This window comes from Veillonella sp. (assembly GCF_041333735.1).
Lineage (GTDB): Bacteria > Bacillota > Negativicutes > Veillonellales > Veillonellaceae > Veillonella.
In genome coordinates, this window is sequence record NZ_JBGKFB010000001.1 from 658,127 (window position 1) to 670,000 (window position 11,874).

The window sequence follows — 11,874 nt, forward strand, 5'->3', positions numbered from 1 at the left end:
TACGCGTAGCATTCTCTCCTTTTCCCCTAAATGATATGTCGGCGCAGATAGGATTTAAAAGAATACATAAAGTGGCTTATGGATTTATGAATATGATAATAAAAAGAGGATACCCTTTCTGAAAACGACTTAGCTCGCTTTAGAGCCTTCTACTATTCCCTAGAATAATATGCTGGCGCATCTGTATGTAAGACAAAATATTTGAGCTCTACTACAGTTAGAAAGCAAATAGGGATACCTATTCGAAGCCGCCTTGGGCGCTACGCGTACCCATGAAGGCTGAGGATAGGTATCCCTATTGTTTTATTTAATTTAATTTATAGAGCTCAAATACGCTAGCTTTTATTTCAGATGCGCCAACATATCATTTAACACTTCCATGCAATCCCCCACGATGCCATAGTTAGCGTGCTGGAAGATTTCTGCGTTTGGATCGTTGTTAATAGCCACGATTGTGTCTGCACCGGAGATGCCGCTCACGTGTTGGATAGCACCGGAGATACCAAATGCCAAGTATAGTTTAGGGCTTACAGTTTTACCTGTTTGACCTACTTGATATGGCAATTCAATCCAGCCTTTTTCCACAAGTGGGCGTGTAGCCCCTACAACACCACCGATAGCATCGGCTAGTTCATAAAGCTTATCAAAGTTTTCTTTAGAACCCATGCCACGGCCACCAGCTACGATGATATCCGCTTCTTGGATATTGTAACCATCTTTACTGAACGGTATGAAATCGAGACGCTTCATGCGAATATCTTCAGGCTTGAGGTCAAATTGTTCAATTTGAATACGGCCCCAGCTATCTGCAATACGTTCAGGCTTTTTAAATACATTAGGACGTACGGAACCCATTTGAGGACGATGGTTTGGAGAAATGATTTCCGCCAAAATATTGCCACCCAAGGCAGGACGTGTCCATTCAACAAGGCCTTCATTCGTATCTACCGTTAAGATTGTACAGTCTGCCACAACGCCGTTTTGCATGCGACCAGACATACGAGGCGCCAAGTCACGACCGTTGTTAGTGGCACCAATCAAGAGAATATTAGGCTTATGATCTTCAAAGAAGTCTGTTAAGACCTTCGTATAGCCATCCGTTGTATAGTATTTCAAAAGGGGACTTTCAAAAACGTGAACAATATCGGCACCATGTGCTACGAGTTCCTCTGCTTCGGTTTGAACATTCTCGCCCAATAGCATAACTTGAACGAGTTGGCCCAATTCCTTAGCGATACGGCGAGCTTGGCCAATCAGTTCATACGTAACCGGATGTACCACATCATCGATGGTATCAGCTACGACAAAGACGTCTCTATATTCATCAAAATTTGTCACGGCCATTACCGGTCACCTCCTTTAGAACCTTCATCACCTTTAGCAGCTGCTACCGCCTTAAACTCACTAGGGGATACGCTTTCAACAGACGCAGCCCGTTGCACAGGGTCTTTTACATCTACACCCTCATCATTGTCCTCAGCCACCTCAACAGGTGCATCATTTGGCACTAATAGATGAGCAAATTTTTCTGGCTTAATATGATAAGCCAATTCGAGAACCTTTTTAGCCCCTTCCTCTATAGATGGTAACATTTCTACCTTGCCGCGGAGAGGTGGTTGATACACCTTGCGCACACGCGTAGGGGAACCGTTAAGACCAATACGGCTTTCATCAATATGCGGCATATCGCGCAATGTAACGTGAGTAATGGTATAACGTTTTGCATAAATAGAGCTCCAAAGGCCTGGTTGGCGTGGCTCGTTGAGCTCAGCTGTGGCTGTAACCAATAACGGCAATGGAACCTCTACGATTTCATAGCCATTTTCATGTTGTCGTTTCACCACTGCTTTTTGAGCTGCTTGATCTACAGATAATTCACAAGCATAAGTAGCTTGTGCCATACCGAGTTCCTCTGCAATTTGAGGGCCTACTTGTGCCGTATCGCCGTCGATTGCCTGTTTACCACAGAAAATGATTTGGAACTGACGGTTCATAGTCCGTTGAATATGACGGATGGCAGACGCAATGGTATAGCTTGTAGCCAATGTATCTGCACCACCGAACGCACGGTCTGTAACGAGTACCGCATCATCAGCACCGAGGGCTAAACATTGACGAAGTGCTTCTTCTGCTTGTGGAGGCCCCATGCTGACAACTGTTACACGACTACCTTCATATTGGTCTTTTACCGCCAATGCCGCCTCTAACGCATGCATATCGTCAGGGTTTACAATGCTAGGCAAGCCTGTGCGGATGAGATTATTTGTTTCCGGATCCAGCTTAATCTCAGATGTATCTGGAACCTGTTTGATACATACTAATAACTCCATACACTCACCCCTGTCTAAATTCTACGCCCTTAGCGTTACGCGGATATTTCCATGTTTTTACGATTGTTTCACCACAAAGAACGCGGCATGTACCACACTCTAAGCAACCAGCGAAATCAAAGGCTAAATCGCCATTCTCTTGTAATGTATATAGACCGGCAGGACAGCCGTTTACGAGTTTCATTTTCTCTTCGTGGCTAAAACCAGCGCCATCCACCAAGATATGAGGAGACGTTTCATCTACATAATATTTATTGGCGCCCAAACGCTCTTCTAATTTCATAGGGAACGCACCCCTTTCCAAGCATCACGAATCAAGGTAAATAGGCCAATGTCTCCGACACGGCGCATAATTTTTTTCATCATTGGCACTGCACCATCACCGTTTACAGTGAATACGTCGTGCATCAAATTGTTAACAAATGCTGGGTATTCATTGAAAATACGCGGATGTGTAGCAAGGAATTTTGGCATATTCTTGTAACGCTTCAAATCCTTCAGCAACCAAGAATCCTTGATTTGACGTTCATACAACTTAGCCACACGGTCCATATTTTCGTCGCGCAACGCTACGTTAACCGCATCTGCTGCACACATACCAGACTCGATGGCAAGGTCCATACCACGAATAGTATAGCCAAGGTTCATACACATACGCGCCGCATCACCAACGATAATATACCCATTACCGCCCAACTTAGGCATAGATTTATAGCCACCTTCTGGTACGAGATGGGCACTATGCTCTTTCAATTGGCCATTTTTCAATAATGGTGCGATTCTTGGATGGCTTGTGAAAGCTGACAGCATATCGTCTACAGAACGATCGGCTTTGCCAATATCTTCAAGGCCTACAACCATACCTACAGAAAGGCTATCTTTATTTGTGTAAATAAAACCACCGCCTAATAAGCCAGAGGTCATATCGCCTAAAGTGAGCCATGCCATCCCGTCATCACCAGACAGCATGAGTCGATTTTCAAGATCTTCTTTCTTTAGTTTGTATACCTCTTTTACACCTACTGCCATTGTACTTGGATCAGTAGGAGCTATGAGGCCAGACTTTTCTAATAATAATGTATTGGAGCCTTCTGCGATGATAACGAGTTTTGCATATACTTCATCATCGTGGCAGCGAACGCCTACAACACGTTGTTTTTTGCCTTCTCCTTCAGTAATGAGGTCTGTTACCTGTACATTGGATACGAGAAGAGCCCCTTTTTTCTCAGCCTCTTCAGCGAGCCATTTATCGAATTTGGCGCGTAATACTACGTAGGATTCCTCGTTAGGTTGTCCATCTTCGTAGCTGTATTCAATAGTCGTCATTTCATTGCCAGCGCCAATAGAAATGCGTTCTTTTGTTACCTTACGTTCCAATGGGGCACGGTCTCTAAAGTCCGGTACTAACCGTTCTAAAGAATGCGTATAGATACGTCCACCCATCATATTTTTAGCGCCTGGTGCGGTACCGCGTTCAATGAGTAAAACCTTTACCCGTTGCTCCGCGAGGCGTAACGCCGCCGCAGAGCCTGCTGGGCCTGCACCAACAACGATAACGTCAAATGTTTCATTGCGATCAATTGCCATATACTCAGCTCCTTTAAATCAAAGCTTAGACTTACATAAGTTCATATAGTATATATATTTCTCTATTAAGAACCAAAATACCTCTAAAAATTACCACAGAAAAATGAATATATTCTATATTTTTTAACATTATGTTGTAAATAGCTCTATAGGATGTATATATACTCATTATATACTTATACTATTGCATACTATTCATTACCAACAGGTGCAACAAAATTCATCAATTCGTGAAATTTATAAGTTTATCTAGCTTTCACAGTCAAAGTAGCGTATGATAAAAGTAGGAAAAACCCTATACGGAGCAACACGCGTATAATACGACCGCATAATGCAAGACCACGGTCAAGGTTAGGCACTCATTATTTTGGAATTACCAGAGGAGGCCATATGGACCCGTTAAGAATCTTGAAAGCATTATCAAATCCACATCGGTTAGATATTATATTGTGGCTAAAGCACCCAGAGAAAGAATTCGGTGTACAAGTACACACTAAAACTCTTATCGATTTCCCTAACAGTGTGAGCGTTAAGAGTATTCAAAAGCGCTGTGGTGTATCTCAATCTTCCATCTCTACATTTATGAGCATCTTAGAAAATGCGGAACTCGTAGAGTCTCGCAAAATTGATCAGTATACCTATTTCCGCCGTAACGAAAAAGTAATTCGTGAGTTCGGCGAATGGTATAACAAAGAGGTATCCATCCAATCGGATGATAAAGAGGTATTCATTCAATCGGATGATATCGATAAATTATTAAAAACGCTTAACTTAGAAGACACTTCGTATCCTACAACAGAGGAAACCTCTGCACCTGGCGAGCAATTCGCTGCCGAAATCAATACTAAGGGATCCGATTATGATGAAAACAGAAAATAAAATTCTCCCTTATTCACTATACTTAGGGATAAAAGAAAAAGAGCTATAATACATGTAATTATAGCTCTTTTTGATTTTTACTCATCTAATATATTTTGTAAATCTCGCCGATTATAGTAAATATGACGAACCTCCATTACATCTTCAATTACTACATAAAAGATATAAAAGTTACGTACTATAATTTTATAATATGGATACTCACGCATTTTCTTACTCGGATATACGGCAAAAGATTCTGGACAACTTAATCTTGTGTATATAGCAGCCTCAATATCTGTAATTAGTTGATGAGCGACTTCTCTATTATGCAGAACATAAGTTATATAATCAACAATATGATTAAGCTCCTCTTCAAATAATGGTAAAATCGTAAGTTTATATTTCCGCTCCATCGATTCTCTCCCTTACGCGACGAAATACATCGGCACCAGAGTATCGAATTTTACTTTCTTTTGCTGCAGAATCAGCTTCATCCAAGGCGTACTCAATAGGATCTGTTAATGCTGAATATTGTTCAATACTCATTAACACCATAGTTCCATATCCATTCTTAGTTAAAAATACAGGCGAATTTGTTGTAATAACGGTTTCTTCAACTTCAGGAAATTTATTACGCAAGTCTGATACAGGTCTAATATTAATCAATATATACACCTCCTTATATCATAATTCTATCATTATTTTATTAATTTTACTAACAATATTATGGCAATCAATAGTTCAACTAAAAATGCCCTCCAACAGGAGGGCATCTATTATATTAGAATTATACTTCTTCTATCGTTGTGCTTCATAGGCTCTGAATAGTTTAGATAATAATTCAGGTGCCAAGCGCAATAGGTCTGGATTTTCACAGAAGGATACGCGCAATTGTGTTCTACCTGGATTATCTTCGCCTTTTTTACCACTATAGAAACCATTGAGTGGAGCCATGAGAAGTGTATATTCTTTACCATCATCAAGACTAATAGCACCGTGTTCAGCACACCAAGAGGCAAATTCCACACCGTCAAAGCCAGGTTTCGCTACCTTGCGTACGTCAATAACGAAGTAAATCGACGCTTCTGGACGAGATACGATGAAATCAGGTTCTACCGCTTTGAATCCTTCGTGAAGTTCAAAAATCATTTGACGGTAGTAATCACGTTGTTGCTCATACCAGTTATGAAGCTCTGCATAGCTTTCATGAGCCAAAGCACCAAAGATATATTGACCTAATGTATTAGCACTAAGGTTCGCTGTATATTCGGCTACAGATTTTTCATAGCATAATTTGTTATCCGTAATGATGGCACCAATACGTAGGCCACAAGCGTTCCATACCTTACTAGCTGTTTCAAGACTAATACGACGGCCTTCAATGCCAGGCACATCCTTATCAGTTAAAGCCCAAATACTAGATGTTTCTTTCCCTTTTTCGTAAGCCAATTCGCGATAGGCTTCGTCAGAGATAATCCACAAATTATGTTTCACACATAATTTTGTATATTCAATCAAAGTTTCTTTACTGAATAATTGACCTGTTGGGTTATCGTAAGGAATGATGAGCAACGCACCTGGTTTTGTATCGATGATACGTTGTTCTACAGTTTCTACGGATGGCAATTCAAATTCACCATTTTCATTAAGTTGACGCTCCACAGTAACTGTTTTACGACCAATGCGAAGACCTACCGCATCATAGTTTGTATAGGATGGGTTGAACATTAATAGAGGACGTTCCTCTTCACCAGCACCACCACATACGCCAAGCATGATAATTTCCATGGCCATGGATGCACCGTCTGTTACAAGTACATTAAGTCCTGTTGTATCAAAGCCTTGGCTGCGTAAAATATGAAGGAATGCTTCGCGGCATTCATCGGTACCTGTAGTTGGTACATACGGTACAATGCCTGTGTGGAACGGGCTATTCACACCGCCCAAATCGAACAACCGACGCTGCATGGCGGGATGCATAGGACGCATTACATTACCAATAGAACCATTCACCAAAATTGGTGGGTTCTTACGTTCCAAGAATTTAATTTGTCCTAGGCGAATGCCAGATGGCTTTCGAGCCATCATATACGGCGACAATTCTGGTTGTTTCATTCAGATCCAACTCCTCTAAAAAAGAAACTGCCTCGATAGGGAGGCTATATTAACTGTAAAAGTAACAAAACCACTACATACATGCCGTAGTTCTGTTCTTTACAAAGATAAAGTACTAATATATTGATATATATAGATACCTAATATTATAGTGCTTTTACTATAGAAAATCTATAGTTTTATAATACAGACTTATGTTCTTATCTTTCATATACCATTTGTGCCATGAAGTAAATACCGCGACCAATATGATAGGTTTTAGCTAGTATTGATTCATTAGCTAGAATAGCGACCTTTTTATTTTTAATGGCTTTAAGGTTTGCTAATGTAGGATCATTGTAGTAGCTATTGAGTACCGCATCACGATTAAAATCTGCTGCTTTTATGTCCATCGGCACGATGATAACATCGGGGTCAGCCTTGATAAGATCGTCTTTTTTACCTACATAAGACCTTTTCACACCGACTTTAGTGGCCGCATTGTCTACATTTACATATTTGAGCATATCTTGAATCAGTGTATCTGGAGCCCCATATAGGCCATTTTCATTATAAACGGCAACGGTCTTCTTTTGCTCATCACGACGAGCAAAGCGCAGTGATTCTGTATCCCGAATATAATTCATCATAGTTCCAACTAACGTTGCCACCTTATCTTCACGACCCAATAGCTGACCTACTGCTTTTGTTTGGTCCTCTACCTCGTTTACCGTCTTAGGCGCTCTTAACAGTGCTACCTTTACACCTGCTTCTCGTAGAGGCCTAACGAGGTCTGTAGCTCCATTGTCATCTTCAACAATTACAATATCTGGTTTTAATGCCTCAATAGCTTTCACATTAGGCGCCACGCGCTGCTTTACACCATTCGATGTTTGGTACGGTGCTGCAGTGCTAGCCACCATAGAATCACCAGCTAGTTCAGATACAAGATCTGCTGCATTAGGCCCCACTGCTACGATGCGCTCTGCCTTATGATCAAGGATGACCGTCTCACTCGTGCCATCTACCATCTTATAAATGCCCTTTGAGCTCAACATGCCAAAGATTCCGCCACTGGTGAAAGCATTCCAAGACTTATACATGCCCATAATAGCCACTACTAATACGCCTACAAAGACGGCTAATATGATTAATAAACGTTTTAACTGCATATGCTCTCTCCTCATATACCATTATATTTAACAATACCCTCATAGGTGCTAGGTCCATAGAGCCATTTTGCCATTTGTTCCATCGCTGAAAAGGTTTTTGTGGAATAACTCATCAAAGACATTTCATGGATAGGATATACATAGCCTTTTTTAACAGCTGTTATATTCTGTAAATCCGGATCTTTCATAATGGCCTCTACATCTTGTTTGTATTCAGGCAACTTATCTAGATAGCGTGTCGGCACAAAGATAACATCAGGATTAATACGGATTAAATCTGCTTTTGTGCCCATCGATTTCGTCATATCCACCGTCGTTTTATGATCACGATACCACCAAACATCAGATAACATATTAGGGTCCTTGCCGCTTTCCAATATAACAAGGTTCCCAGCACCATCTATACCATGTACTGTTTCAATCATGTCCCGCACAATGCCCGACCGATACACGCCATGATTGCTATTATACAAAGCAATAACTGGCTTTTTATCATTTTGGTGCGGTTCTACATATTTCTTAACCATCCGAGTATATCCGGAAAATGCGCTGCTCCGATCTTTCTCATGGAATAGCTTCGCCATCGATTGCGCTGTCTTTATGATGCCATCTAAACTGTCCTTTTTTGTATATACAAAGACAGGAATACCTGCTGACCGCAATGAAGCCACAAAGCTCGGTGGCACCGTATCAGATGCGACTACAACCTGTGGGTCATAGGACTTAATAGAATCTACCGTTTGCTCTACGCGACCATTAATCTTAACCGAACTTGCATAGGAAGAACCATCACTGGCGACAATGTAATAATCCCCACCTGCAGATTCGACAATATCGACCGTATTCTCCCCTAGTGTAACGATACGTTCCACATAATCAGGTACTGTCATAGACGTCCCCTGATTATCTACAACCTCCATTTGGTTCCTCGCGGCTAACCATTTGCCTACCGTGCCATGTCTTGGTATAACATCGCCTAATAATCCAGGTGATATAGCAATAACCAAACCAATCACTATAAGGATACCTAAAAAGACATAATTAAATACAATCCATTTTAAGGCTTTAAGTATGCTCGATTTCTGATTCATAAGCAGCCCTCTCTCATCTACAACTTACGATTTAAGGATAATTTATATGTTAAGTATACAGTATGAAACTAAGCGCGGTCTACACGGGATATCATCATTGATACAAAGAAAAGACCGAGCCCCATTGAGCTCGGTCTTGCATACGACATGAACAATCGAACAATTAAATAGTTAAATTATCTATCGATTGTTTTACGTCCACTGTTCGTAGAGTTTGAATGATTTGTAGCTTTAGCAGTATGTTTTGTTGTAGAAGCCTTAGTCACAGGTTTTACTTCTTTACCTTTAGCAGGTTTAGCTTGTTCTGCTTTCACAGGTTTAGCCTTTTCTTGTTTTACCTTTTTGGGTTTCTCTTGTTTCACTTTCACAGGGTTTTTAGCATTAACTGCCGCACCTGCTGGTTTAACAAAGGCATTATTAAGGTTTGTCGCCACTTGTAATGCTACGTCAGAGTTTGGCGTAGATACGATGGATTGGCCTGCTACTGTTACAGTACCACCGCTGTAAGATGCAGAGCCTGGTGTAATTTGGTTGTTATGGTACAACCGTGCCAATTTACCAGCCATGTAATACGCCCGTTCTTCCCCTGTATAGCGGCCACTGCCTGCTGGGCTATAGATATTATCGCCATTGACGTAAACAGCGCCATTAGACACGTTTACGTGATTTCCAGAGTATGTGTACATGCGGGAAATATTGTTATTTACACGATCAGACAACTTAGGATGGTTGTTAGGTGCCACTACTTGTGAAAGCCCTTCACGATAGTGTTCCCCTACCTTGTTGCGTAGAACCGCCATAGAACCAGCTGCACCGCCCACATTATATGGAGATTCGCTTAAAATCTTGAATCCTAGTTCATCGGCTGCTTTTTCTTGGCTCATTGTAAATACTTGGTTAGACAAGTAGTTGCCTGCTACGTTAGATAATAACGCGGCCCCTTCGCTACCACCCGCCGCAATACCTACAGCTGTAGAAAGGCCGATTTGCTTTTTAGCACCATTGATAATGTCTTTATGCTCACCATGAGCAATTTCATGGGCCATTACATAGGCCAATTGATCATCATCAAGGGTATCCAAAGCACCTTTATTAACAGACATAACGCGACCAAGCGTTGCAAAGGCATTAAACTCTGTATCAGGGTTGGCATAGACAACATAAGAACGTTTTACGCTAGGAGAAGCCTCTAAGGTTTTCAGGATACGTTGTACGCGTGCTTGCGCTGCACTATCGTTCAAGTAACCAGTTTTCTCCTTAGTACGTGCCAAGCTTTCTTGTTGACCTTGTTCAGAGTTATCCATTTTATTTAATGCAGTAGATACATAAGCCATAGCAACAGCGCCACCAGCCAATGTTTGTACTGCACTAGATGCCGCATTCACAGGTGCTGTTTGCATAATAGCAGGCGCCATTGTTGCTGCCATAGCCACAGATAACGTAGCTGCTGTAAGTTTCTTGTTCATTCTCTCAACCTCTCGAATTGATTAACCATATAGTAATAAAACAAATTATCACACTAGATTTACACACTATGTATATAGTATCTCTTCATGGTAAATATAGAATGAATAATGGAACAATCATTCATTTATCAGCCATCATTAAGCTATAAACAATTGCGTGATAGTTCTAAATAATTGATCTATCACAACTAATACACTCAATACAGCTGATTCATCTATAACAAGTGAATAAAATGTTGCAAACTATTCATCAGATGGTACTGGTTTAGCTGAAAGTATAACCGCTTCTTTACCATCTTTAGAAATGGCGCCGCCATGCGTATAGCCAACTACATCAAAGCCCGCTTCTGCACACTGCTCTGCGATGCTTTCATAATTTTCATTCTTACCACGTGTACACGTAGAAAGATGCACCGTAGTAACCCCTCTACTCTTGAAAGACTCGATTTTCTTGGCTAGATCGCCACCACTATGGGTGAAGCCTATCAACTCAATATCCTCATCTGCATAACGCTCAAAGGAATCCGCTTTATTCATAAATGCTTTTAAGCAACCGCCACAAGAACAGCGTTGCATTGTATCTTCATTCACTAGAACTGCAATTTTCTTAGTCATAAGACCTCCTATGAAAATATAATTTGAATTTTAGTATAACATATCTATTGAAAAATTACGTATCCCAAAACACGTTAATTAATACTTATTATAGATAGGCAAATTGAGGTTTGAATGCATATATGCTATCATGAGAGAAAGAAGGATTGGGATGGAGAAACCTAAATTCATATCTTATACTAGACCAAATGGTCATAACGAATTTGAGGAGGAATATTATGCCACTAAAGACTTTAGATAAGATATTTGAAAAAGATATAAATAATCCAGCCTTAACAGAAAACTATTTAGAAGAGAAAGCCAAATTAGAAAACGCGTTAGCCGTTTTAAAAGCACGAGAGGCTGCGGGTTTAACACAGCGTGATTTAGCTGAAAAATCTGGTGTTCCACAGTCAACAATTGCCCGTATAGAAAAAGGAGCCAATACAAGTTTAACTACTATGTGCAAAATTGCATTTGCCTTAGATAAACAAGTAAAGATAAGCTTAGTATAAAAAATAACCCCTATAAGCCGATATGATGGATTATAGGGGTTTTAATATGTTTATAAATAAATACTTTGAAAGGAGTTGTATTTACACAAATTTAGAGTTACCCAACTGATTTACGGTTCGGTAACATTGGCACGTCGTGCCGCGTTACCGTGTAGATTTAGTTT

At 40.6% G+C, this 11,874-nt stretch carries 13 protein-coding genes; 2 read left to right on the forward strand and 11 right to left on the reverse strand.

The window, feature by feature from the left end; genetic code table 11:
- Positions 1 to 342: 342 nt before the first annotated feature.
- From ACDF53_RS03040 to ACDF53_RS03055, 4 genes are read right to left on the reverse strand one after another with little or no spacing between them, the layout of a single operon-like run.
- On the reverse strand, positions 343 to 1,344 hold the full coding sequence (locus ACDF53_RS03040) for an electron transfer flavoprotein subunit alpha/FixB family protein (RefSeq protein WP_060924160.1): 1,002 nt from the start codon (positions 1,342 to 1,344) through the stop codon (positions 343 to 345).
- Positions 1,344 to 2,330 (reverse strand): electron transfer flavoprotein subunit beta/FixA family protein, encoded by a 987-nt coding sequence (locus ACDF53_RS03045; protein ID WP_119206636.1) that lies wholly within the window; start codon positions 2,328 to 2,330, stop codon positions 1,344 to 1,346. The genes ACDF53_RS03040 and ACDF53_RS03045 overlap by 1 nt, the downstream gene beginning before the upstream one ends.
- A gap of 4 nt (positions 2,331 to 2,334) precedes the next feature.
- Positions 2,335 to 2,613 (reverse strand): ferredoxin family protein, encoded by a 279-nt coding sequence (locus ACDF53_RS03050; RefSeq protein WP_005387378.1) that lies wholly within the window; start codon positions 2,611 to 2,613, stop codon positions 2,335 to 2,337.
- A complete protein-coding gene (locus tag ACDF53_RS03055; protein ID WP_303882386.1) occupies positions 2,610 to 3,917 on the reverse strand; it encodes an FAD-dependent oxidoreductase in 1,308 nt (435 codons plus the stop codon). Before ACDF53_RS03055 ends, ACDF53_RS03050 begins: the two co-directional genes overlap by 4 nt.
- Before the next feature lie 390 nt (positions 3,918 to 4,307).
- Between ACDF53_RS03055 and ACDF53_RS03060 the strand changes: the two genes are divergently transcribed.
- Positions 4,308 to 4,796 carry a helix-turn-helix transcriptional regulator gene (locus tag ACDF53_RS03060; protein ID WP_295805502.1) on the forward strand — a complete coding sequence of 163 codons (489 nt, stop codon included), beginning with the start codon at positions 4,308 to 4,310 and terminating at the stop codon, positions 4,794 to 4,796.
- A gap of 77 nt (positions 4,797 to 4,873) precedes the next feature.
- On the opposite strand, the gene ACDF53_RS03065 is transcribed toward ACDF53_RS03060, so the two are convergent.
- From ACDF53_RS03065 to ACDF53_RS03095, 7 genes are all read right to left on the reverse strand, one after another.
- A complete protein-coding gene (locus ACDF53_RS03065) occupies positions 4,874 to 5,191 on the reverse strand; it encodes a type II toxin-antitoxin system RelE/ParE family toxin (protein ID WP_303881351.1) in 318 nt (105 codons plus the stop codon).
- Positions 5,175 to 5,444, reverse strand: coding sequence for a type II toxin-antitoxin system Phd/YefM family antitoxin (locus ACDF53_RS03070; protein WP_039969464.1), 270 nt, complete (start codon positions 5,442 to 5,444; stop codon positions 5,175 to 5,177). Before ACDF53_RS03070 ends, ACDF53_RS03065 begins: the two co-directional genes overlap by 17 nt.
- A gap of 132 nt (positions 5,445 to 5,576) precedes the next feature.
- On the reverse strand, positions 5,577 to 6,893 hold the full coding sequence (locus ACDF53_RS03075; protein ID WP_227720693.1) for a pyridoxal phosphate-dependent aminotransferase: 1,317 nt from the start codon (positions 6,891 to 6,893) through the stop codon (positions 5,577 to 5,579).
- 200 nt (positions 6,894 to 7,093) lie between these two features.
- Positions 7,094 to 8,044, reverse strand: coding sequence for an ABC transporter substrate-binding protein (locus tag ACDF53_RS03080; protein ID WP_227720694.1), 951 nt, complete (start codon positions 8,042 to 8,044; stop codon positions 7,094 to 7,096).
- An 11-nt stretch (positions 8,045 to 8,055) separates the two neighbouring features.
- Positions 8,056 to 9,135: an ABC transporter substrate-binding protein gene (locus ACDF53_RS03085; RefSeq protein WP_227720695.1), complete on the reverse strand. Its 1,080-nt coding sequence runs from the start codon at positions 9,133 to 9,135 to the stop codon at positions 8,056 to 8,058.
- Positions 9,136 to 9,311: 176 nt separating this feature from the next.
- A complete protein-coding gene (locus ACDF53_RS03090; RefSeq protein WP_227720696.1) occupies positions 9,312 to 10,601 on the reverse strand; it encodes a M48 family metallopeptidase in 1,290 nt (429 codons plus the stop codon).
- A 243-nt stretch (positions 10,602 to 10,844) separates the two neighbouring features.
- The gene (locus ACDF53_RS03095; protein ID WP_370815446.1) at positions 10,845 to 11,216 is read right to left on the reverse strand and encodes a CGGC domain-containing protein; all 372 of its coding nucleotides are present in this window, start codon (positions 11,214 to 11,216) and stop codon (positions 10,845 to 10,847) included.
- 218 nt (positions 11,217 to 11,434) lie between these two features.
- On the opposite strand from ACDF53_RS03095, the gene ACDF53_RS03100 reads away from it, so the two are divergent.
- The gene (locus ACDF53_RS03100) at positions 11,435 to 11,710 is read left to right on the forward strand and encodes a helix-turn-helix transcriptional regulator (protein WP_308518822.1); all 276 of its coding nucleotides are present in this window, start codon (positions 11,435 to 11,437) and stop codon (positions 11,708 to 11,710) included.
- Positions 11,711 to 11,874: the final 164 nt, after the last annotated feature.